At 64.2% G+C, this 22,699-nt stretch carries 17 protein-coding genes; 7 read left to right on the top strand and 10 right to left on the bottom strand.

What is annotated here, in order from left to right:
• Nucleotides 1-441 precede the first annotated feature (441 nt).
• Nucleotides 442-1,266, top strand: a complete 825-nt coding sequence (locus NH396_RS08215) for a hypothetical protein (RefSeq protein WP_176676024.1) — start codon at nucleotides 442-444, stop codon at nucleotides 1,264-1,266.
• Nucleotides 1,267-1,412: 146 nt separating this feature from the next.
• Here the strand turns inward: NH396_RS08215 and NH396_RS08210 are convergent, their stop codons facing one another.
• From NH396_RS08210 to lptF, 3 genes are read right to left on the bottom strand one after another with little or no spacing between them, the layout of a single operon-like run.
• Nucleotides 1,413-1,877: an RDD family protein gene (locus NH396_RS08210; protein WP_253062901.1), complete on the bottom strand. Its 465-nt coding sequence runs from the start codon at nucleotides 1,875-1,877 to the stop codon at nucleotides 1,413-1,415.
• On the bottom strand, nucleotides 1,870-2,952 hold the full coding sequence (gene lptG, locus NH396_RS08205; protein ID WP_253062899.1) for an LPS export ABC transporter permease LptG: 1,083 nt from the start codon (nucleotides 2,950-2,952) through the stop codon (nucleotides 1,870-1,872). Before lptG ends, NH396_RS08210 begins: the two co-directional genes overlap by 8 nt.
• Nucleotides 2,952-4,046 carry an LPS export ABC transporter permease LptF gene (gene lptF, locus NH396_RS08200; protein WP_253062897.1) on the bottom strand — a complete coding sequence of 365 codons (1,095 nt, stop codon included), beginning with the start codon at nucleotides 4,044-4,046 and terminating at the stop codon, nucleotides 2,952-2,954. The genes lptG and lptF overlap by 1 nt, the downstream gene beginning before the upstream one ends.
• 412 nt (nucleotides 4,047-4,458) lie before the next feature.
• Between lptF and NH396_RS08195 the strand changes: the two genes are divergently transcribed.
• The 3 genes from NH396_RS08195 to NH396_RS08185 all read left to right on the top strand — a co-directional run bounded on the left by NH396_RS08195 (nucleotide 4,459) and on the right by NH396_RS08185 (nucleotide 7,952).
• Entirely contained in the window at nucleotides 4,459-5,979 is a 1,521-nt protein-coding gene (locus NH396_RS08195; protein WP_253062895.1) for a leucyl aminopeptidase, read from the top strand.
• 145 nt (nucleotides 5,980-6,124) lie between these two features.
• Entirely contained in the window at nucleotides 6,125-7,219 is a 1,095-nt protein-coding gene (locus tag NH396_RS08190; protein ID WP_253062893.1) for a branched-chain amino acid aminotransferase, read from the top strand.
• 262 nt (nucleotides 7,220-7,481) lie between these two features.
• Nucleotides 7,482-7,952, top strand: a complete 471-nt coding sequence (locus NH396_RS08185) for a DNA polymerase III subunit chi (RefSeq protein ID WP_176676019.1) — start codon at nucleotides 7,482-7,484, stop codon at nucleotides 7,950-7,952.
• A 15-nt stretch (nucleotides 7,953-7,967) separates the two neighbouring features.
• On the opposite strand, the gene NH396_RS08180 is transcribed toward NH396_RS08185, so the two are convergent.
• Nucleotides 7,968-10,922, bottom strand: coding sequence for an ATP-binding protein (locus NH396_RS08180; RefSeq protein ID WP_253062883.1), 2,955 nt, complete (start codon nucleotides 10,920-10,922; stop codon nucleotides 7,968-7,970).
• Between the two features lie 263 nt (nucleotides 10,923-11,185).
• Between NH396_RS08180 and NH396_RS08175 the strand changes: the two genes are divergently transcribed.
• On the top strand, nucleotides 11,186-14,029 hold the full coding sequence (locus NH396_RS08175) for a valine--tRNA ligase (protein ID WP_253062881.1): 2,844 nt from the start codon (nucleotides 11,186-11,188) through the stop codon (nucleotides 14,027-14,029).
• 111 nt (nucleotides 14,030-14,140) lie between these two features.
• Here NH396_RS08175 and NH396_RS08170 read toward each other — a convergent pair whose 3' ends face one another.
• Nucleotides 14,141-14,647 carry an META domain-containing protein gene (locus NH396_RS08170; protein ID WP_253062879.1) on the bottom strand — a complete coding sequence of 169 codons (507 nt, stop codon included), beginning with the start codon at nucleotides 14,645-14,647 and terminating at the stop codon, nucleotides 14,141-14,143.
• 532 nt (nucleotides 14,648-15,179) lie between these two features.
• Between NH396_RS08170 and NH396_RS08165 the strand changes: the two genes are divergently transcribed.
• A complete protein-coding gene (locus NH396_RS08165) occupies nucleotides 15,180-15,863 on the top strand; it encodes a phosphatase PAP2 family protein (RefSeq protein ID WP_253062877.1) in 684 nt (227 codons plus the stop codon).
• 52 nt (nucleotides 15,864-15,915) lie between these two features.
• On the opposite strand, the gene NH396_RS08160 is transcribed toward NH396_RS08165, so the two are convergent.
• The 5 genes from NH396_RS08160 to NH396_RS08140 form a co-directional block, all read right to left on the bottom strand.
• Nucleotides 15,916-16,329, bottom strand: a complete 414-nt coding sequence (locus NH396_RS08160) for a diguanylate cyclase (protein ID WP_253062875.1) — start codon at nucleotides 16,327-16,329, stop codon at nucleotides 15,916-15,918.
• Complete coding sequence (locus NH396_RS17160) at nucleotides 16,304-17,092, bottom strand: GGDEF domain-containing protein (protein ID WP_253062873.1); 789 nt, start codon at nucleotides 17,090-17,092, stop codon at nucleotides 16,304-16,306. The genes NH396_RS08160 and NH396_RS17160 overlap by 26 nt, the downstream gene beginning before the upstream one ends.
• Before the next feature lie 332 nt (nucleotides 17,093-17,424).
• Nucleotides 17,425-17,865, bottom strand: coding sequence for a VOC family protein (locus NH396_RS08150; protein ID WP_176676014.1), 441 nt, complete (start codon nucleotides 17,863-17,865; stop codon nucleotides 17,425-17,427).
• 172 nt (nucleotides 17,866-18,037) lie between these two features.
• Nucleotides 18,038-20,425, bottom strand: a complete 2,388-nt coding sequence (locus tag NH396_RS08145; protein ID WP_253062871.1) for an FdhF/YdeP family oxidoreductase — start codon at nucleotides 20,423-20,425, stop codon at nucleotides 18,038-18,040.
• A gap of 31 nt (nucleotides 20,426-20,456) precedes the next feature.
• Nucleotides 20,457-21,248: a formate dehydrogenase accessory sulfurtransferase FdhD gene (locus NH396_RS08140; protein WP_253062869.1), complete on the bottom strand. Its 792-nt coding sequence runs from the start codon at nucleotides 21,246-21,248 to the stop codon at nucleotides 20,457-20,459.
• 336 nt (nucleotides 21,249-21,584) lie between these two features.
• Between NH396_RS08140 and NH396_RS08135 the strand changes: the two genes are divergently transcribed.
• Nucleotides 21,585-22,694, top strand: a complete 1,110-nt coding sequence (locus NH396_RS08135; RefSeq protein WP_253062867.1) for a rhodanese-related sulfurtransferase — start codon at nucleotides 21,585-21,587, stop codon at nucleotides 22,692-22,694.
• Nucleotides 22,695-22,699: the final 5 nt, after the last annotated feature.

The following is a 22,699-nucleotide window of genomic DNA, read 5'->3' as shown; positions in this document are numbered from 1 at the left end:
AAAGCGATTGCCGTGGGCAAAGTCAGCGCCGTATAAAGAATGATGGCTCGTGGCTGACAGAAAGGTAGGGTTGCGATTTCACACGAGGCCGCTAGTATGTATAACGATTTTTTATGCAATTCGAAAAACAATCACACCAAAACATAATGAGTCATCGCTAGTCGATCACTCAGGCGGGTCACTCGAACGCAGCCCAGCTCCTCGCTCACGGAAAGCGCCGCGTCACGAGGAAGGCAAATGACTGCCACGCCCCGCCAGGCAATCAGGAAAGAACATGAACAGGACACTGCAAGAGATTCCGTCGCTTCACCTCCTCATGGCCATGAGCCGCATCGGCATGCCGATGATGGGCGCCATGCTGAAGCCGTGACCGGCCTGAATCCGTCTGCTGTTGCCCTATCTGCCGATTTCCGAACGCCAATCCGCAAGGAGCCCGATGTCATGTCAGTACAACTCGCCACCGCCGATCATCACGCCACGTCCCACCTACCACTTGATCTGGACGCCGTCCGCGACGCCGGCAGCTGCTTCGGTGACCACCACCGCCTGCCGCTGACCCCGCTGCTGCGCAATCTCTATCGTGAAGCCCGCCGTGAAGGCCTGGTGGATGAGCATTGCAACGCGCGTGAGCTGATGAGCCATATCGCTCTGCCCCATGACCACGTGGTCACCCAGGAAATATCCGACCGTGTCTGGCGCTACAACGTCGGTTACTCCAACACCGGCGAGAGCGCGGAACAGGGCGACCTGAGCGCGGCGCTGGACTCTCTGAGCGAGCGCACCCTGGATGAGCCGCTGCCGGGTGCCCTGCAGCGCCTGACCGAATCCTGGCTGTACCTGCCGGGCGAGCTGGAAAGCCCGCGCCAGGCCAGCGCCGACGTGCTGTGGCTCGACAAGCAGGGCCGTGCTCGCTACCGCCTGGATCAGGCACGCCATTGGTTTGCCACCCTGCGCGACGAAGCCGTCGACATCGACGGCTGGTTGGCATGGCGCCTGACACACCTGCCGCTGACCAGCGCGCCGGTGCTCGATACCGTCAGCGCCTTCACGCGTCTGGCGCGCCTCGACCACGGTGGCCAGCGTCCGATCGGACAGCTGTCCTTCGTGCGCTACCGTGAAGGCGTACGCCTGGAGGGCATGGGCACCGCGGTGATCGACCTGCCGCGCGAGCTGCCCGAGACGACGACGCAGGAAGACAGCCTGGTGGTGTCACGCGCCAGCGTGGAGCGCATCATCACGCGACTGGATGGCCTGCTGGGCGTCTGATCACGCCCTGCACTCGCGGAAAACACAACGCCCCGCCAGTCGATGACTGGCGGGGCGTTTTCTTGTCTGGCTGAGCTCACGTCTGGCTGAGATAACTTCTGGATGAGCTCACTGCTTTCCTGCACGGCGCACGCGCCAGAGGCGCTTCACTCGCGCCGCGGCTTGGGCAGCACCACCACGCGAGTACCGGAGGCGATGTCCTGCCAGCTGCGCTGCTCAGGGTCCCACAGCTGCCAGACGTACCCCAGCCCGCAGGCGCCCAATGACAGCCCGGCAACCACGAAGCGTATCAGGCACTGCAGCAGCGTCGGGACATGGCCCTGCGGCGTCTCGATGCGCAGTCGCCAGGCCTGCATGCCCAGCGTCATGCCGCTACGGCTCCAGCAGCCGCCGAAGAAGGCGAACATCGCCACCAGCAACAGACTGCGGAACAGCGGCGACTGATTGGCCTCACCGCCATTGACGGCGACACCGATGAAGCCCAGCACGATCAACAACGCCATCACGAGGAAGGCGTCATAGACCACGCCGCCCAGACGCCGCATCAGGCCCGCAGGGCGCACTCCCTGCGGGTCGAGACGGCGGCGAGAGTACGGGGCGCCCCTAGCCACTGCGCCGGATCAGCAGCAGGCCGATCACGTAACAGACCAGCATCGGCGCCAGCACCGCCCAGATGGGCGCGAAGCCGAACACCACCGAGGCCGGGGCGAGCAGGTCCTGCAAATACTTGAACAGCAGGCCGACCACGATGCCGTAGAAGACCCGTGTGCCCGCCGCCACCGTGCGCAATGGCCCGAACACGAAGGAGGCGGCCACCAGCACCAGAGCCGCCAGTGTCAGCGGCTGCAGAATCTTCTGCCAGAAGTAGAGCAGCGGCTGGTTGGCCGACAGCTCCTGGTCCTGCAGGTAGCGGGAGTAGCGCCACAGGTCGGAGGCTGACTGCTGCTTGGGGTCGCTGATGACCAGCTTGAGCAGGTCCGGCGTCAGCTGGGTGTCCCACTCGCGAGTCTCCTGCTGAGCCACCGTGGTGGCGCTCGGCTCGCCATCCTGGGACTCGAAGGTGGTGGTCTGCACTGCCTCCAGCGTCCAGCCATCGTCCTGCCAGACGGCGCGCCTGGCGTAGAGCGCCTGGGTCAGATGGCGCTCGTCATCGAAGCGATAGCGGGTCACGTTGAGCACCACATCATCGCTGCGAATCGAGCCGAATCGGTAGTAGTCGTTGCCCTCGCGCTGCCAGCCGCCACCCTCGGCATAGACGGCGCCTGCGCCCTGCTGCTTCTCGGCGCGCCAGGCGTCGGCCTGCAGTTCGGTGACGGGGGCGACGTATTCACCTACCGCCATGGTGATGGCGATGACCAGCCCCAGCGGCTTCATCACGCCCCACAGAATGCGCGTCAGTGAACGACCGGCGGCGCGCATGATGGTCAGCTCATTGCTCGAGGCCATGCTGCCCAGCCCGATCAGGGCGCCCAGCAGTACGCCGACCGGCACGAATTCATAGAAGCGCGACGGCAGACGCATCAGCAGATAGAGGAGCACTTCGAAGGCGCCGTAGTCGCCTTTCACGTCCCCCAGATCATTGATGTAGGTGATCATCAGGTCGAGCCCGAGAATCAGTACCTGCACCACCAGCATGGCCACCAGCACATTGCGGGCGATGTAACGGTCGAGGCGATCAAGCAGCATCAGCGGCCACCTCCGCGGTTGTCGCGCCAGCTCAGCCAGATGCCGAGCGCCAGATAGACGCCGTGAATGGGCCACAGGCCGATGGCGGCCGGGTACTTCTCGGACGCGACGGCATTCTGCGCCGCGATCAACAGACTGAGATAGGTGATGTGCACGAAGATGGCCGGCAGCAGGCGCGCGAAACGCCCCTGACGCGGATTGACGCGAGCCAGCGGCAGGCCGATCAGCATCAGGATCGGCACCATCAACGGCAGCGAGATGCGCCACTGCAGCTGCGCAGTGGCCTCTGCCGAATCGGATGTCCAGAGCTGTGCCGTGCTGGCAAGCTCGATGTCATCCTTGAGGGCTGCGGCGTCCTGACCCTCGGTGATGCGCACGCCATAGCGATCAAAGCCCAGTCGCTGGGCGATCGCCTTGCCCGGCTCCACCCCGTAGCGCGTGCCGTCGCTCAATACCAGATAGCGGCTGCCCGTCTCGGGGCTGACTTCCTGGAAGGCACGCTCGGCGCGCACCACCGATTGGCTCGGTTCGCTGTCGGGCGTGCTGGCGGCATTGCTGTCACCTGCCTCGGCGATGAAGACGTTTTCCAGCTCGCTGTTGTCATCGCTCATGCTCTCGGCATAGACGGTGCGATTGCCGATCTCCTGGAAGCGTCCCGCGCCGAGTATCGAGAAGTCGGTCTTCTGCTTCTGCTGCTCGAGCAACAGCTCATTCTTGAGCGCGCCGGCAGGCGTCAGATAGAGGCTGCAGGCCGCGACCAGCGCCGTGATCAACAGCGCCGGCAGCAGGGTGACACGCAGCAGGCGTTCCGGGCCGACGCCACAAGCGACCAGCACGGTGATCTCGCTGTTCATGTACAGCTGACCGAAGGCCAGCAACACGGCAAGGAAGAAGGACAGCGGCAGCAGCAGCTCGAAGAACCCCGGCAGGTGATAGAGCATCAGGCTGCCGAGAATCGACGCCGGGAAATCCCCCTCCGCCGCATCACTGAAATAGCGGATGAATCGGCTGCCCATGATGACAAGCATCAGCACCCCGGCCACGGCGGCCATGGTGGTGAGTATCTCGCGTGTCAGGTAGCGGAAGATGATCAAGTGGAACTCCTGTTTCCCGCTCGCAAGCGAGCGTGTTGACCAGATCGATGATAGCCGGTGGAGGAATGGTCGTGATCACATGAAGACATCATCCCCCTCATGCATGGTGCGCAGCCTTTGCGTACACTGGCGGCACGGGTCTGAAGACTGGACGGGAGCGGATCCCCCTCATGCAGCAGCATTATCCAGAAAGGATGCTGCCTTGTCGCGGCTCCAGGCATTGCACGTGGACAGCCTGACATGATGGACTGCCCTCACTCGTGCATGCCAGCTCAGCTTGTCATGAGCGGTCTGCGCCCCCATCCAGATCATGCCCCCGATGTCGCCGCGAGCCGGGCACGCCTGGCCTGACGACATCCTTCATCCTTGTATTGTTCATCTTCGTACCCTCACTCGCGCGCGTGGAGTTGCCATGGAATTTCCTGTAGTCACTGCCAATCCGGCCCAGCTTGAAACCGCCTGCATCGTGGTACCTGTCATCGAGGGCGACCTCACCGGTGCTGCGGCACGACTCGACGATGCCAGCGAGAAGCTGATTTCCCAGCTGATCGAGCGCGGCGACTTCAAGCCCGAGCTCGGCAATACCCTGCTGGTGCCCTTCGCTCCGGGCCTCGGCGCTCAGCGCCTGCTGCTGGCCGGTTTCGGCAGCGAGGAAAAGCTCGACGAAAGCCGTTACAAGCGTGGCCTCGATGCCGCCATGACTGCCCTGCTCAAGCTGCCCGTCGAAGACGCGGCCTTCGCTGGCCTCGAGCTGAATCTCGAGCTGCGTGAGGCTGACTGGATGGCGCGCATGATCGCCGAGAGCGCACTGCGTACTGCCTATCGCTTCACCGAGATGAAGAGCAAGCCGGGCGAGCCCGTCTCTCTGACCCGCCTGAGCGTGGTGAGTGCCGACAAGCAGCGTCAGCCCGAACTGGAAGCCGGCCTGCGCGTCGGTGCCGCCATCGGCATGGGCGTCAATGAAGCGCGCACGCTGGGCAATCTGCCGGGTAACATCTGCACGCCGCGCTACCTGGGCGAGCGTGCCGAGCAACTGGGTGCCGCCTCGGATGGCGCCCTGAAAGTGACCGTGCTCGGCGAGGAAGAGCTCGAGGAGCTGGGCGCCCTGTCCCTGCTGTCGGTCGGCCGCGGCAGTGAAGAGCCGAGCCGCCTGATCGTGATGGAATACCGCGGCGCGGAAGACGAGAACGAAGCTCCGCACGTGCTGGTCGGCAAGGGCATCACCTTCGATACCGGCGGCATCTCGCTCAAGCCGGGTGCCGGCATGGACGAGATGAAGTACGACATGGGCGGCGCGGCCAGCGTGTTCGGCACCATGCGCACCGTGCTGGAACTCAAGCCGAAGCTCAACGTGGTGGCCATCGTGGCCAGCGCCGAGAACATGCCGGACGGCCGCGCCACCAAGCCGGGCGACATCATCAAGACCCTGAAGGGTCTGACCGTCGAAGTCCTCAACACCGACGCCGAAGGCCGTCTGGTGCTGTGCGATGCGCTGACCTACGCCGAGCGCTTCGAGCCGGCCAGCGTCATCGACATCGCCACCCTGACCGGCGCCTGCGTCATCGCGCTGGGCAATCATGCCACCGGTCTGATCTCCAACGATGATGATCTGGCGCTCGACCTGCTCGACGCCGGCGAAGAAGCCTGGGACCGTGCCTGGCACATGCCGCTGTGGGACGAGTATCAGACGCAGCTGGATTCCAACTTCGCCGACATCGCCAACATCGGCGGTCGCGAAGCCGGCATGATCACCGCAGGTTGCTTCCTGTCCCGCTTCGCGGACACCTTCCCGTGGGCGCATCTGGACATCGCCGGCACCGCCTGGATGTCCGGCAAGCAGAAAGGCGCCAGCGGCCGCCCGGTGGGCCTGCTGACCCAATACCTGCTGGATCGCGAAGCGGAACTCAGCGCCCCGCTGGAAGAGACCGCCTGAGGCTTCGCATGCTCTCGATGGCGTGCTAGCGTTGAGACACGCGAGTCGGCTCGCCACCCGGCATCGCTGACCCGAGAGGTCCTATAAAAATGATTCGACCCCCGGCGTTCCACGCCGGGGGTCTCGCTGCTACGGAGACACCCACGTGACCAAAGGCTTCGACGTCCGCGCGTCCACGCAACCGGCGGATGCTGCCGTTCGCGACACCATTCTGGCCAATCCCGGCTTCGGCCGTCACTTCAGCGATCACATGGCCCATGTACGCTGGACCGCCGACGGCGGCTGGCACGGCCATGAAGTCCGCCCCTACGGCCCGCTGAGCCTCGACCCGGCCGCCTCGGTACTGCACTACGCCCAGGAAATCTTCGAAGGCATCAAGGCCTACCGTCATGAAGACGGCTCGGTGTGGACCTTCCGCCCCGAGAAGAACGCCGCACGTTTCCGCAACTCCGCCCGCCGTCTGGCACTGCCGGAGCTGTCCGACGAGGACTTCGTCGGCTCACTCAAGGCCCTGCTCGCGCAGGACAGCGCCTGGGTACCGACTCCGGCCAGCGTCAGTGACGAATGCAGCCTCTATCTGCGTCCGTTCATGATCGCCAGCGAAGCCTTCCTCGGCGTGCGTCCGTCGCGTGAGGTCGATTACTACGTGATCGCCTCACCGGTGGCGGCCTACTTCAAGGGCGGCATCAAGCCGGTCTCCATCTGGCTGTCCTCGCACTACAACCGTGCGGCCGCCGGCGGTACCGGTTTCGCCAAGTGCGGCGGCAACTACGCGGGTTCACTGGCCGCGCAGAGCGAAGCCTCCGCCAATGGCTGTGACCAGGTCGTGTTCCTGGACGCCGCCGAGAACAAGTGGGTCGAGGAACTGGGCGGCATGAACCTGTTCTTCGTCTTCAAGGACGGCCGTCTGGTCACGCCGCGCCTGACCGGCACCATTCTGGAAGGTGTCACCCGTGACTCCATCCTGACCATGGCGACCGATCTGGGGCTGACGCCGGAAGAGCGCCCGATCAGCATCGACGAGTGGCGTGAAGGTATCGCCTCCGGCGAGATCACCGAGGTGTTCGCCTGTGGCACCGCGGCGGTCATCACCCCGGTGGGCGAGCTGGTCAGCGAAGACGGTCGCCTCGACCTGACCGCCAATGCCGGCGATGTCGCCATGCGTCTGCGCAGCCAGCTGCTGGACCTGCAATACGGTCGCGCCGAAGACACGCGTGGCTGGATGACGCGTCTGGCATAAGTGCACTGACATGAGTTTTTACATGAGTGCTTGGACATAAGCACTCTGACACAAGTGCTCTGAAACACGCCCTCGAGCCTGCCCATGTGGCTTGAAGGATGACCGAAACTCCAAGGCCCGCCTCGCATAGAGGCGGGCCTTGGAGTTTCTGGGGCGCGGATATCTGACTGCGGAAAGATGTCACGGGAGGCAGGCTGCATCGAAGCCACGCGGCGAGTGCGGTATCCTGAGCGCTCGAGAATTCCTTGCCCGAGCGGTGCCCATGACCCAGATCGACTTCTACATCCTGCCCGACACCACGCTGGAAGCCCGGCTGGAATTCGCCTGCCGGCTGGCCGAGACCATCCACGCCAAGGGCTTTCGCCTGCATGTGCATGTCGAGGACGAGGCGATGGCACGTCAGTTCGATGAGCATCTGTGGCAATTCCGCCCGGAAAGCTTCGTGCCCCATGCGCTGGATATCGATCTCGACATGGCCGCCCGCGAGGCCGAACACGCCGATGACGTGCCGCGCCCGCCGGTCACCATCGGCTGGCAGGACGCCCCGGCGCCGGGTATCGAGGCGCTGCTCAACCTGCACCCCAAGATCCCCGAATGGTTCTCACGCTTCGAGCGCGTCGCCGAGATCATCAATCAGCATCAGGATGTGCTGGTAACCAAGCGCGAATGCTGGCGCACCTACAAGTCACGCGGTTATGCCGTGCGCTCACATCAGCTCAAGGGCGTCAGCTGAACGACACGCCATGCGTCAGCGGTCCGTATCGCAGGCACGCTGGAAGCTGACCATCAGATGTGTCATCCAGCGCTCGATATCGTCCATGTCGGGCGGACTTTCACCGCTGTCGAAGAAGGCCTCGGGCAGACCGCCTGCAGCCTCGCTGGCGTCACGCTCCCCGATTCGCACAGCCCACAACGGCAGCTCACGTGGCATACGCTGGATCTCGGCGAACAGCGCCGCCACGTTCATGTCCGGCACATCGCCGAAGATGACCAGACACGGGCAGACATCTCGCACCAGGCGCAACGCCTGGGCCGCACTGCTGGCGATGATGATCTCCAGATTGGCGACGTGACTGCCGATCACCTCGAGGCGCAGACGGTCCTGCGCCCGCGTGCTGATCACCAGCCAGCGACAGGGTACCGGCAATCCCTTCTCCGCCGACCACGCCGCCTGGACGACGCGCTCATGGGCACTGACATCCGCCAGCGGCAACCAGACCCGGAAGCTGGCGCCCTCGCCCAGCTCGCCCCGTGCCGTGATGTCACCGCCCATGCGGCGGGCAAGCTCCCGCGACAGCGCCAGCCCGAGCCCGGTACCCTCGATCCCTGAGTCTTCACGCCCCAGACGCGAGAACGGCTGAAACAGCTGGACCGCCTGCGCGGAATCAAAGCCAAAGCCGCCATCGGTGATTTCCACCCAGCCCATCTCCACCCCGCTGGCATTGCGCTCCTGGCCGATAGCCAGACGGATCCAGCCCCCCTCGCGGTTGTACTTGATGGCGTTGCCCATCAGGTTACCGAGAATCTGATCCAGGCGACGCTGGTCGGCATTCAGCCACAATGACTCGCCTTCCAGTGCCAGCGATAGCGTCAGATTGGCACTCTCCAGGCGCGGCTGATATTGCCCCGCCAGCCGTATCAGCTTCTGGCCCACCGAGAGGGGTTGGCAATCCAGCGGCAGATCACCAGCCTCCAGACTCGACATCTGCAGCACGTCCTCGATCAGCGCCGACAGCTGTGCCGCCGCATGACTGGCCTCATCCACGTAGCGGCGCTGCTCGCGGGTCAGGTCGGCTTCCTCACAGAGCAGGTCCGTGAAGCCCATGATGGCATTGAGCGGGGTGCGAATCTCGTGACTGAAACTCGAGAAGAAACGCGACTTGGACTGACTGGCCTCGGTGGCACTGTCGCGGGCCGCCTCCAGCAGCTTGAGCGACTGCTTGTGACGCTGGATGTCCAGCGCAAGCCCGGTCGCGCGCTGTGGCCGGCCCTCATGATCACGCCGGGTGATCTGGCCGCGAATCTGCACCCAGACCCAGTGACCACGCGCATGCCGATAGCGCACGTCACGTGCCTCGGCCCAGCTCTCACCGTGCATGACTCGCCAGCGCGCCTCGAGCAGACCGACGAGGTCTTCCGGGTGCGTCATGGCATCAAGGTCCGCCAGGTGCATGCTGGCGCGGACCGGCAGCCCCAGCATCAGGAAGAAATTCTCGTGCAGGTAGAGATCGTCCTGTTCGAAGTCGTAGCGCCAGGTGGCATCGCCGGAGGCCGCCATCACCATCTCGACGTGCCGCGCCCCTTCGGCGCGCTCAAGCTCGATCTGATCGCGCCGCTGGGCCGCTTCGCGCAATGCCTCGCCGGCCTGGTCCAGCTCCTGCAGCTGGAAGCGCTCGCGGACTACGGGCTGGCCGCGACCGATGCGCAGTGCCATGTCGCTGAGGCGTGCCAGTGATTCGGACAGGGTGGCCGCCATGGTCTCGGCCCGCCAGCGCATCACCACCAGCAGGGCGAAGAAGAACAGAATCAGTCCCACCAGCATCACGTAGCCCAGCTGGTTGAAACGCTCATTCCAGATATCGATGCCGCTGTTGACCTGCTGCGCATCCACCACCGCCAGCAACCGCCAGTCGGTGCCCGGCACCGATTGCCAACCGACCAGCCGCTCACCTGCGAGCAAGGAAACGCTGCGCACGCCCTGCGCCTCATCCGAGATGCTGCGCAGCAGGTGCGCCATGGCCGGGGAGTTCTCGACATCATGCGCCGTATCGAGGAAGCGATCGTGCAGCAGCGGCATCGGCACCACTTCGGGATCGGGCTGGGGACCGAAATCCTGCTCGCCGACACGCGGCATGGCCATGACGACATCGCCACTCACCAGAATCAGATAGGCGCCCCAGGGCAGCTCGGCATTCTCGAGCCGCTCGACCAGAGAATCGAGGGTGACATCGATCCCGACCACGCCTTCGAGGAAGTCGCCGCGATGGACCGGCATCAGCGTCGAGACCAGCCACCCGCTGCCGACCGGGTCCTGGTAAGGCGGCGTGAGGACGGCGCCACGACTCGGGTTGTTGCGGTCATCCGCCAGGTAGTAGAAGCCGTAGCTGGTGAGGTCGACGCCGGGCGTGAAGATGTTGCGGATATCGGTCCACGGCAACATGCGGAAATAGCCATCGTAGCCGGAGAACCAGATCTGGCGCAGCTCGGGTTGCGTGGCGAGCATGTCCGACACCTGAGCGTCCATTGCCGAGAGACGCACCACCTTGTCGTGGTCCTGCAGATAGCTGGGCACCAGCGAGGAGTAGTAGGAGCCGGCGCCACCATCATTCTTGGCGACGTACAGGGTGCCGTCGCCCGCGCTCATGTGGCGCTTCAGCTCCTGCTCGCGCTGGCGGGCCGTCACGGGGGTATCCATGTGACGCAGAGCACTGCGCGCCAGCTGGCGGACATCGCTGCGCCAGTCATCCGCCAGCAGGCTGATATGCTCTGCCTCGTAATGGGTCAGCTGCTCGAGCTGGGTATTCACCCGCTCACTGCGCGTGGAGTCCTGCTGCCCGGAGACCAGCCAGTGCAGCACCAGATAGCAGCCCAGCAGCGCCACCTCGAGCACCAGCAATGGCACCAGCGCATGACGCAGCAGTTCATGCCAGACCCAACGACGAGTCGGACGAGGGGCACCGTCCGTGGGGCGAGGCTTGGGCATTGCGGCTCCGCGAGCGTGAGAAAATGGGAAGTGTGCGAGGCGGCAAGCCTCGGCCTGATGAGATCGCAACAGGATACGGCATCAGTGCGTGGATGTTGCCTGCTTTATGAAAGCTGCGTCTGCCGGACGCCACGAGAGCCTGCCCGCCAAGACCGAATGACGCCCGACATCAGCGGCGCTATAATCGAGCCCATTTTCTGCCTGCGCTGACCGCTCCTTGAGCCGGCGCGGGACGCCCCGCCCAACCGGATCAATGCAGACCCATGGACAAGACCTACCAACCGAACGCCATCGAGACGCGCTGGTACGAGCGCTGGGAATCCGACAACCGCTTTGCGCCATCAGGCCAGGGCGAGAGCTTCTCATTGGTCATCCCGCCGCCCAACGTTACCGGCTCCCTGCACATGGGCCATGCCTTCCAGGATTCCATCATGGACACCCTGGTCCGCTGGCGCCGCATGCAGGGTCGCAACACCCTGTGGCAGGTAGGCACCGACCACGCCGGTATCGCCACCCAGATGCTGGTCGAGCGCAAGGTCGCCGCCGAAGAAGGCAAGACCCGCCATGATCTCGGCCGCGAAGCCTTCACCGACAAGATCTGGGAGTGGAAGGAAGAGTCCGGCGGCAACATCACCCGCCAGCTGCGTCGCATGGGCACCAGCATCGACTGGAGCCGCGAACGCTTCACCATGGATGACGGCTTCTACAAGGCGGTGCAGGAAGTCTTCGTGCGTCTGCACAAGGAAGACCTGATCTACCGTGGCAAGCGTCTGGTCAACTGGGACCCGACCCTGCACACCGCGATTTCCGATCTCGAGGTCGAGAACCGCGAGCAGCAAGGCAGCTTCTGGCACTTCCGCTACCCGCTGGCCGATGGCGTCAAGACCGCCGATGGCAAGGACTACGTCATCGTCGCCACCACACGCCCGGAAACCCTGCTGGGTGACACCGGCGTGGCCGTCAATCCCAAGGATGAGCGCTACGCGAGCCTGGTCGGCAAGTTCATCGAACTGCCGCTGGTCGGCCGCCGCATCCCCATCGTCGCCGATGAACACGCCGACATGGAAAAGGGCTCCGGTTGCGTCAAGATCACCCCGGCCCACGACTTCAATGACTACGAAGTCGGCAAGCGTCAGGGCCATCTGCTGATCAACGTGATGAGCCAGGATGCCACCATCCTGGAGCGCGCCGAGATCTATGACCTCCAGGGCCGTCCGCAGCCCCTGGAAGACGCCAGCCTGCCGGGGGCCTACGCCGGTCTGGATCGCTTCGTCGCCCGCGAGAAGCTGGTCGCCGACATGGACGCGCTGGGCCTGCTGGAGCAGGTCGAGGCCGTCAACAATACCCTGCCGCACGGTGACCGCTCCGGCGATGTCATCGAGCCGCTGCTGACGGACCAGTGGTTCGTGGCCGTCGAGGAGCTGGCACGCCCGGCCATCGAAGCGGTCGAGAACGGCGACATCGAGTTCGTGCCCAAGAACTACGAGAACATGTACTTCGCGTGGATGCGTGACCTGCAGGACTGGTGCATCTCGCGCCAGCTGTGGTGGGGCCACCGCATTCCGGCCTGGTATGACAACGACGGCAACGTCTATGTCGGCCGCAATGAAGAAGAAGTCCGCGCCGAGAACCACCTGGGTGCCGACGTCGAACTGCGTCAGGACGAAGACGTCCTCGACACCTGGTTCAGCTCTGCGCTGTGGACCTTCGGCACCCTCGGCTGGCCGGCGGACACGGAGGAGCTCAAGACCTTCCACTCCACCGACGTGCTGGTCACCGGCTTCGACATCATCTTCTTCTGGGTGGCGCGGATGATCATGTTCACCCTGAAGTTCAAGGGTGAAGTGCCGTTCCGCAAGGTCTACGTGCATGGTCTGGTGCGCGACAGCCTCGGTCAGAAGATGTCCAAGTCCAAGGGCAACGTGCTCGACCCCATCGACCTGATCGACGGCATCGGCATCGAGGAGCTGGTCGAGAAGCGTACCGGCAACATGATGCAGCCCAAGAAGGCCAAGGCGATCGCCAAGGCCACCCGCAACGAATTCCCGGAGGGCATCGAGCCTCACGGCACCGATGCGCTGCGCTACACCCTGCTGTCACTCGCCTCCACCGGGCGTGACGTGAAGTTCGACATGGGCCGTCTCGATGGCTATCGCAACTTCTGCAACAAGCTGTGGAATGCGGCGCGCTACGTGCTGATGAATGCCGAAGACCAGGATTGCGGCGTCAACGACGAAGCCGTCGAGCTGTCGCTGGCCGATCGCTGGATCATCGCGCGCCTGCAGCAGACCGAGCAGCAGGTCACCCGCGCGCTGGAAGAGTTCCGCTTCGACCACGCCTCCCAGGCGCTCTACGAGTTCATCTGGAACGAGTACTGCGACTGGTATCTGGAGCTGTCCAAGCCGGTGCTGTGGGACGACAACGCCAGCATCGAAGCCAAGCGCGGCACACGTCGCACCCTGGTGCGCGCTCTCGAGACCATCCTGCGCCTGATCCACCCGATGATGCCGTTCATCTCCGAGGAGATCTGGCAACGTATCGCACCGCACGCCGGCAAGCCGGTGGAAGGCGAGAGCATCATGAGCCAGGCGTGGCCGCAGGCCGAAGCCGACCGGATCGATGAGCAGGCCATCCGCGATATCGAGTGGCTGAAAGGCATCATCATCGCCATCCGCAACGTGCGCGGCGAGCTCAACCTGTCCCCGGCCAAGCCGCTGGAAGTCTTCCTGCAGAACGGCGCAGCTGGCGATGCCGAGCGCCTGGAAGCCAACCGCCTGTTCCTCTCCAAGCTGGCACGTCTGGAAAGCATCACCTTCCTGGCGGCAGGCGACGAAGCCCCGATGTCCGCCATCCAGCGCGTCGGTGAGCTGGAAGTGCTGGTGCCGATGGCAGGCCTGATCGACAAGGAAGCCGAGCTCAAGCGCATCGACAAGGAGCACGAGAAGCAGCAGAAGGTCATCACCGGCCTCGAGAACAAGCTCGGCAACGAGAAGTTCGTCGGTCGTGCACCGGCCGATGTGGTCGAGAAGGAGCGCGCCAAGCTGGCCGATGCCCAGGCGGAACTTGCGCTGCTGGAAAGCCAGCGCGTCAAGATCGAAGCGCTGTAAGTCGCGCTCGCTCTGTACGCAAGCAAAAGCCCCCTGCACCGAACGGTGCAGGGGGCTTTCTCGTTTCTGGCAGTCCGCTAGCGGATCACCTCTACCAGCACATCGAACGCGTTACTCGGCGACGTCTTCCAACGGCAGGAAGGTGGCCAGCAGATAGCCAGTATCATCCATCACGCGCAGCCGAGCAGTCTCGCCACTGCCGACGACCTGATAGCTGGCCACCTCTTCCAGCATGCGGTTGAAAGCATTGGACTGCTCAGGATTGGGACACATCTTCATGGTCGAGGCCAGCGGACCGATATCCAGCGTCTGACGAGACTCATCCAGCACCACCGGCCCCATCAGGCGGTTGCAACCATTGCTGCCCACCAGGCGCAGGCGGTCATCCTCCTCGTCTGCCAGCTGCTCGGGGGTCGGGGCCTGCAACAGGAAATTGGGGGCCTCTTCGCTGGCATCCGTGGCAGAGAAACTCCATTGGGTGCCCACCAGGGCAGGAACAGCGGCACCCGAGGAGGCACTGCCCTGCGGAGGCTGCGTCATGGCCGCGCAGCCAGCCAGCAAGGAAATAGCGAACCCCACGGAGGTACAACGCGAGAGACGACGCACGGTAACGGACATGGATGACTCCTGTGGCGCCCGCCAGTGGCATTGCCGGCAACGGCAGTCACCCGGCAGGCGGAAAGAACGGTGGGTAAGGGACGGACATGACAGCAAGGGTAGCGATCATGCGCACGGCTGTCATGAACGACAAGCCTTCACGCCATACGTCTGAGTGTCACCTGTCAGGCTGCCGCCAGCTTGCCACCAGCGCGATGGACGCAACCATCTGTCCACCTCGCAAAATTTGAAAACAGTGTTTCCAAAGCGGAGCCTGCTCTAGAATTTCGACCAGATCGCCACTCAACGTCGCCTGTCTCGAGCCATCTGGCCACCAAGCCAGCGAGCTACCGGCCTGAGTGCGCCTATCCCGACATAAGCCCTGCAGAGCTGACACGACATGACTCCCGCCGCCCCCGACAGTCCTTCCATGCACGCCGCTGATACTGCGTCTTCACAGCGAACCAGTGGTTCGCAGCAGGCCCCGTACGTGCAACCCTCGCCCCCGCCTCGCCCGCGCAGGGCGCAGACAGGATTCAACCCGCGACGACTGGTGCTCCTGAATGCGCTGGGAGTGGCGCTGCTGGCGTGCTGGTGGATACCGGCGCTGGATTTCTGGCCCCCCCTCGACAGCGATGTCTTCTGGGGCTTCAACCAGTTCATCACACCGCTCAATCCACGCTGGGACGCGCTGCTCGGCATTCTGAACACGCGCGCCTTCGACGCCGTGGCCTTCGCCATGATGGGAGTATTGTTCTGCTGGGCGATGCTCAATGATCAACAGCCTGCCCGCTACCGCCGCTGGACCAGCATCGGCATCACCATGCTGCTGACGGCGGGCCTGCTCTCGCTGTTCGTGCTGCGCGCCATCAGCTATGGCCATGCCAGCCCGACGCGCGTCTTCAGCCACGCACAGCATCTCTCCGAGCTGGTGTCCTTCAAGACCAAGGATTCGGCGTCGAACAGCTTCCCGGGGGATCACGGCCTGATGCTGATGGTATTCGCGAGTTTCATGCTGGCCTTCGCACCGCACCGCATCGCGCTGTTCAGTCTGGCGTTCGTGGTACTCCTGAGCGCTCCGCGGATCATGGTCGGCGCTCACTGGTTCAGCGATGTCTATCTGGGCTCGCTCAGCATTGCACTGATCGCGTTGCCCTGGGTGCTGTGCACACCACTGGCGGCCACCGTTGCCCGTGGCATGGAGAACGCGCTGGCCCGATTGAAGCAGCGCTCCTGATCAAGAGCTGCACTCGTGAAATGGCAGGAGTAAAAGCGGAAACGAGCGCATGTCAGCCAACGAGGGGCTTCCGCGAGAAAGGGCTGGAGTCCTTGTGATGCTGCTTTTCCTGGCGGTCATCCTCCTTGTCGCGAGTGCCCTCCTCCATGGCCTCTGCCTTGCCAAGTCCGCCGCCGTCATTGCCGGGAGGTGGAGGGCTGACATCGGCCGTGGCAAAGCCTGTCATCTCATGTTCCCCACCGGCCACCACCTGATCACGCCCATTGTGCTTGGCGTGATACAGCCGCCTGTCGGCCAGCTGCATCAGCTCATCCAGCGAATCGACCTCATGACTGATGGCAACGCCGATGGAAACCGTGACCGGCACCGACTTGCCGGCGAAGACCGGAGGAGACTTGGCCAGCAGGGAGCGCATGCGTCCCGCCACGGAGATGGCCTCGCTACGCCCGATACGCGGCAGCAGCACCAGGAACTCCTCCCCCCCCGACACGCCCGGCGCGATCGCCCTGACGCAGTGTGGCCGTCAGCAGGCGGCCCAGATGGCGCAGCACTTCATCACCGACGGCATGACCATGCAGGTCATTGACGCGCTTGAAGTTGTCGGCATCCAGCATCAAGACCGCACAGGGCACTCCGTCACCCCACCAGTCCTCGGCGTGGCGGAATATCTGGCGGCGATTGAGCAATTCGGTCAACTCATCACGACTGGCATCCTTCAGATACTGGCGCTCGAAGTGTTCGGTAAGCGCCAGCATGCGCCACAGGAAGGTGACCATCATCAGGAAGACCGCGAACAGGTTGGCAGACTGCAGCATCCAGGTCGGCAAGAGGTCTCCCTCATACAGGACTGGCGAGACCATCAATGCCGAGACAGCTGCCATGAACAGCATCAGTGTCGTCACCACACGAATGCGCGGCGCCAGCGGTGCCAGATGAATCCCGGCCATCACGATGAAGAAATAGTACTCATAGCCCGCCGAGAGCCCGAAGCAGAAAACCGAGAGCCAGGCCATCAGCGTCAAGGCGCTCATCATCAGGGCCAGGCCCAGCGTCAGCTGATGCGCCCGATGCATCATCACGCCCAGCACGGACACGAGCGCCATGATGCCGCTGACGAATGCCAGCCGCGGCTCGTTGAAGAGAGTGAAGAAGGGAACCCACACCACGAAGAGGCCCATCAGCATCAGATAGACCCAAAGATAGGCATGGTAGAAACGACGATGCTCCACGGCGAGCAATCGTGGTTCATGACGTAGCCAGGCTCTTATGACTCTCGGCATCAGGCAGTCCTTGCCAGCTAGGCAGTGTCCGCGTGGCGGTCCCTCACGCGACTCAAGGAGGTGCAACATCGCGGCAGGCGGGCAGCAGGAAAAAGGAAGAAGGTATACCTGCCTGCCGCGATGACACTCCACTAAGGCCGAGCACGATATGTCACGCATCATGCTACGGGGCTTATGAGCTTCATTACATCATAAGCCCTGATGGGCGATGCACCAGTCGTAATTCGGCTATTGCGTTGCCTGGATGCGACGCTTACGCGCACGTCAATATGCGACCTTGCTTACCAGCTGCCAGTATTGCTCATGGAGGCCCAGGGTTCCTGCGGCTCAAGGGCGTCACCGGCCTGCAGCAGCTCCAGCGAAATCCCATCCGGGCTTTTCACGAACGCCATGTGGCCGTCACGCGGCGGGCGGTTGATGGTCACGCCGTTGTCCATCAGATGCTGACAGGTAGCGTAGATATCCTCGACGCGATAGGCCAGATGGCCGAAGTTGCGCCCACCTTCATATTCCTCCGGGTCCCAGTTATGGGTCAGCTCCAGCATCGGCGCCTTCATCTCACGGGCGCGTTCGGCATCCTGCGGGGCTGCCAGGAAGATCAGCGTGAAGCGGCCCTTCTCGGAATCCTTGCGCGAGATCTCGACCATGCCGAGCAGGTCACGGAAGAAATGCAGTGAAGCGTCGACATCACGGATACGCAGCATGGTGTGCAGATATTGCATGGATCACTCTCTTGAACGGTGGCTGAGGCAGCACTGAGGATGGAAAAGGCGTGGCCGAGCGCAGCTGGCTCGGCGCACGGGATATTCTAGACACGCGACTGCCGCGCGACGAGTCTCCTCGCGGCACGGCAGTGTGGCGATGCATGCACCCTGCGGCTGGCATCTCGCGCCATCAGGCGATGCGTGAACTGCGCTCCAGGCGTACGGGCACCGCCTTGGAGGATGGCGTGCCGGTATCAGCGCCGTGACTTTCCAACGCGACCAGCACGTTGGTTTCCGGATAGTAGGCCCCGATGCAACCGGCCGGGATGTCGTACTCGACCAGACGGAACTGCGGCGCACGTCGCTCGCTGCCGTCCGGACGCGGCTCGCCGAGCATGTCGACCCAATCACCGTCGGCCAGCCCCAGCCGCGCCAGGTCTTCACCATTGATGAAGATCACCCGCCGCTGACCCGACACGCCACGATAGCGGTCGTTGTAGCCATAGACGGTGGTGTTGTACTGATCGTGACTGCGCATGGTCTGCAGCGTCAGCCAGCCGTCACGCCGCGCCAGCTGCTGATGCAGAACGGACTCCGGCAATGCGGCGGCCGAGAACTCGGCCTGACCACTGGCGGTGGCGAAGCGCAGTTCGCGTACCGGGTTGACGAGGTGGAAGCCACGCTTGTGAGCCAGACGCGCATTGAAGTCGGCGAAACCGGGGATGACCGCCGCGATCTCGTCACGGATCAGATCATAGTTCTCGCTCAGCGCCTCCCAGTCCACCGGGTCATTCACGCCGCGCGCAGGCAGTACGCTGGCAAGGGTCGCACGCGCGATCGCCGCGATGATGGCGGGCTCGGAGCGCAATGCCGGGCTGGCTGGCGCCTTGATGCCGGCGCTTGAATGCACCATCGACATCGAGTCCTCGACGCTGATGTGCTGGGAAGCCACCTGTGAGGAGCGATCGATCTCGCTGCGACCGAGACACGGCAGAATCAGCGCATCGGTCTGCTTGCCCATCACCAGATGACTGCGGTTGAGCTTGGTGCTGATCTGGACGTTGAGCTCGAGGTTGCGCATCGCGGCCTCGGTTCGCTCGCTGTCCGGCGTGGCACGCGTGAAGTTGCCGCCCAGCGCGATGAAGGTCTTCGCCTTGCCCTGCTCCAGCGCCGCCAGGCTCTCCACGGTGTTGTAGCCCGGCGCACGCGGCATGCTGACGCCGTAGCGCGCTTCCAGCGCATCGATCAGCCAAGTGGGCGCCTTCTCGTCGATGCCCATGGTGCGATCGCCCTGGACGTTGGAATGGCCACGCACCGGACAGGCCCCGGCACCGGGGCGGCCGAAGTGCCCGCCGAGCAACAGCAGATTGACGATCTCGCGCACACTCTCGACGGCATGCAGATGCTGGGTGATGCCCATTGCCCAAGTGCAGATGACGTTGCCGGCACCCGCGAAGATGGCGGCCGCCTCCTCGAGCTGAGCGCGCGTCAGGCCGGACTGGTCCTCGAGGGTTGCCCACTCGGTCGCCTCGACCAGCGCCTGCCAGGCCTCGACGCCATGGGTATGCGCCTCGATGAAGCTGGCGGCGCGCGTAAATTCGCCCCGCGCCTCCATCGCGAACAGCGCCTTGGCCATGCCACGCACCGCCGCCATGTCGCCGCCCATGCGCGGCTGGTAATAGCGATGGCTGATGGGCTGGCTGGAGAGGGTCATCATCTCCAGCGGCGACTGCGGGTCGGCAAAGCGCTCCAGCCCCCGCTCACGCAGCGGGTTGAAGCTGACGATGCGCGCGCCACGCCGTGAGGCACGCCGCAGATCGCCCAGCATGCGCGGGTGATTGGTGCCGGGGTTCTGACCGAACACGAAGATGGCATCGGCATGCTCGAAGTCCTCCAGCAGCACCGTGCCCTTGCCGACGCCGAGGCTCGTCTTCATGCCGACACCGCTGGCCTCGTGGCACATGTTGGAGCAGTCGGGGAAGTTGTTGGTGCCGAACAGACGCACGAACAGCTGATAGAGATAGGCCGCCTCGTTGCTGGCACGCCCCGAGGTGTAGAACAGCGCCTCATCCGGCGACGTCAGCGCGCTGAGGTGCTCGGCGACAAGCGCGAAGGCCGCGTCCCAGCTGATCGGCATATAGCGATCGCTGGCCGCGTCGTAGCGCATCGGTTCGGTCAGGCGGCCCTGATCCTCGAGCATGAAGTCGTCCCAGCCCAGCAGCTCCGTGACGGTATGCTGAGCGAAGAAGCGCGGTGTGACACGCTTGGCGGTCACTTCCCAGGCCACCGCCTTGGCACCGTTCTCGCAGAATTCGAAGGAGGAGCCGTGTTCCGGGTCCCCCCAGGCACAACCCGGGCAGTCGAAGCCCTTGTCCTGATTGGCCTTGAGCAGGGAGCGCACGCTCTTCCACGGCGCCCTGGAGTGACTGACATGCTGACCGACGCTCTTGAGCGCACCCCAGCCACCTGCCGGCCCGGAATAGGCGGCAATGCGCGGATGACGCGTCTGTTGCGCATCCTCACGGGGCAGGCTGGCAGACGCAGGCGTCTCGATCTCGGGGGCAGCAATGTCGGTCATGTCAGGATCCAGTGGCTAGAAGGAACAGGAGCTAGGATGAACGAGGGCGATCAGCGTGACCGCTGAGCAGTTCGAGTCGACGCCCGCGGTGGGCACAGATCAGATTGAGGTCGCAGGCGCGGGCGGTCTCGACGGCGAGGCGCGAGGGTACCGCGAGGGTGATCAGGGTCGAAATGCGCGCACGGATGGTCTTCTGCACCAGCTCCAGGCTGCAGCGGCTCGACACCAGCAACGCCTCGGGCCACACACCACTGTCGAGGCTCATGCCGATCACGCGGTCCAGCGCATTGTGGCGACCGATATCGGCGCCCTGCGAGATCAGACCGCCTTCGCTGTCCAGCCCCAGCGCCAGATGCATGCCGCGGCGCGTGGCGCGCTCCAGACGTTTCAGCCCGCGCATCAGTGCATCGGGCGCCAGCGCTGCCCGTGGCGGCAGACGCATGAGTCCCGCCATCAGCTCCGCTTCGTCCTGCACGCCACAGGCGCCGCAGCTCGAGACACTGCTCTCACGCCGCTGGTGACGCTCAGCCTTGCGCACCAGCGAGTCACTGACCTCGAGACGCACCGCCAGCCCATGGCGCAGCCGCGAGAGATGGATCGCCGAGACCTCGTCACGCCGCGTGATCCAGCCCGCGGTGAAGGCATGCCCCAGCGCCAGCGGCTCAAGGGCCTCTGGGCTGGCCAGCAAGGTGCCCATCGCAGTGTCATTGAGCGCCAGGCTCACCGGCAGCTCCGATGGGCCATCCAGCTCGCGCAGCGGCACCTCGCAGGCATCCGTGTAGCCTGCAGCGCCTGGCGCTTGTTGATAGAGCGAATCTTTCATTACGGCTCTCCGTGGCGCAGATGCGTGGCGAGAACGGTGCGCGCAACCCTCACCCGACCTCTGCGCAATATGGGAATATCCTACCGCCATGCCATGAGGGCGACCAATTGAGCCGAGCCGCCAATTGATAGACACCGACAATGAAGATGGCGTCCGGTCGATGCCGGGCAGGCGGGGCATCGCGGCGGGCGAGAAATTCGCGCGCGAGTCGCGTAAAATGCGTCGCCGCCCCTTGAGGGTGCGCCTGCTGTCGCGCTATCCCCCGTCCGCCGGCCGCTCTCATCTCTCGATCATCCTGCTCCGGATTTACGTTCCGGCCCGCATGAGGACCTTCGCATGACCGACACTCCCGACCTGACTGCCACGCCTGATCAGGCCAGCACCCCGCAGCTGACCAGCAGCACGACTGCCTCCGCCCGCCCCAGCCCGCTGGCGCCGCAGCATGTGGTCTGCGCACTTTACAAGTTCGTCACCCTCGAGGACTTCGAGGCGTTGCGCGACCCGCTGCTGACAGTGATGAACGAGCACGCCATCCGCGGCACCCTGCTGCTGGCCCGCGAAGGCATCAACGGTACCGTGTCCGGCTCACGCGCCGGCATCGATGCGCTGCTCGCCTGGCTGACATCGGACCCGCGCCTGGCCGAGCTCGACACCAAGCAGTCGCTGGCCGAACAGGCGCCCTTCCTGCGCGCCAAGGTCAAGCTCAAGCGCGAGATCGTCACCATGGGCGTCGAGGGCATCGACCCGCGTCACACCGTCGGGACCTATGTGGAGCCGAAGGACTGGAATGCGCTGATCTCCGATCCTGAAGTACTGCTGATCGACACGCGCAATGACTACGAAGTGGAAGTGGGGACCTTCGCCGGTGCCGTCAACCCGAACACCACTGCCTTCCGTGATTTCCCGGACTATGTCTCGCGTGAGCTGGACCCGACACAGCACCGCAAGGTGGCGATGTTCTGCACCGGCGGCATTCGCTGCGAGAAGTCCACGGCCTATCTCAAGGAGCAGGGCTTCGATGAGGTCTATCACCTCAAGGGCGGTATCCTGAAGTATCTGGAAGAGGTGCCCGAGGAAGAGACCCTGTGGCAGGGCGAGTGCTTCGTGTTCGATGAGCGCGTCACCGTCGACCACCAGCTGCGTCCCGGCCAGTACGATCAGTGCCATGCCTGCCGCCTGCCGATCACCGAGGAAGACAAGCAGAGCGAGCGCTACCAGAAAGGCGTCAGCTGCCCACGTTGCTACGACAAGCTGAGCGACGCCCAGAAGGCGCGCTTCGCCGAACGCGAGAACCAGATTCGCCTCGCCAGAGAACGTGGCGAAGCCCATCTGGGCATGGACGCCGTCGCCCAGATGCAGGCACGCCGGGATGCCAAGCAGCAGCAGCGTGAAGCCGCCCGCCGTGCCGCGCTGAAGGCCAGCGAGAAGCCCAGCAAGAAGCGCTGATAGCA

The sequence above is a fragment of the Cobetia sp. Dlab-2-AX genome, from assembly GCF_024124625.1.
Classification (GTDB): Bacteria; Pseudomonadota; Gammaproteobacteria; order Pseudomonadales; family Halomonadaceae; genus Cobetia.
The sequence above is the reverse complement of the archived record's forward strand: the minus strand, read 5'-3'. Positions and strand labels throughout refer to the sequence as shown.

Excerpts from the sequence above, each read along its gene's own strand:
- lptG (WP_253062899.1), bottom strand. The coding sequence starts at position 2,952 with ATGCTGCTTGATCGCCTCGACCGTTACATCGCCCGCAATGTGCTGGTG.
- NH396_RS08150 (WP_176676014.1), bottom strand. The coding sequence starts at position 17,865 with ATGCAATATCTGCACACCATGCTGCGTATCCGTGATGTCGACGCTTCA.
- NH396_RS08195 (WP_253062895.1), top strand. The coding sequence starts at position 4,459 with ATGGAATTTCCTGTAGTCACTGCCAATCCGGCCCAGCTTGAAACCGCC.
- NH396_RS08175 (WP_253062881.1), top strand. The coding sequence starts at position 11,186 with ATGGACAAGACCTACCAACCGAACGCCATCGAGACGCGCTGGTACGAG.
- NH396_RS08140 (WP_253062869.1), bottom strand. The coding sequence starts at position 21,248 with ATGAAAGATTCGCTCTATCAACAAGCGCCAGGCGCTGCAGGCTACACG.
- NH396_RS08185 (WP_176676019.1), top strand. The coding sequence starts at position 7,482 with ATGACCCAGATCGACTTCTACATCCTGCCCGACACCACGCTGGAAGCC.
- NH396_RS08215 (WP_176676024.1), top strand. The coding sequence starts at position 442 with ATGTCAGTACAACTCGCCACCGCCGATCATCACGCCACGTCCCACCTA.
- NH396_RS08135 (WP_253062867.1), top strand. The coding sequence starts at position 21,585 with ATGACCGACACTCCCGACCTGACTGCCACGCCTGATCAGGCCAGCACC.
- NH396_RS08170 (WP_253062879.1), bottom strand. The coding sequence starts at position 14,647 with ATGTCCGTTACCGTGCGTCGTCTCTCGCGTTGTACCTCCGTGGGGTTC.
- NH396_RS08145 (WP_253062871.1), bottom strand. The coding sequence starts at position 20,425 with ATGACCGACATTGCTGCCCCCGAGATCGAGACGCCTGCGTCTGCCAGC.
- NH396_RS08180 (WP_253062883.1), bottom strand. The coding sequence starts at position 10,922 with ATGCCCAAGCCTCGCCCCACGGACGGTGCCCCTCGTCCGACTCGTCGT.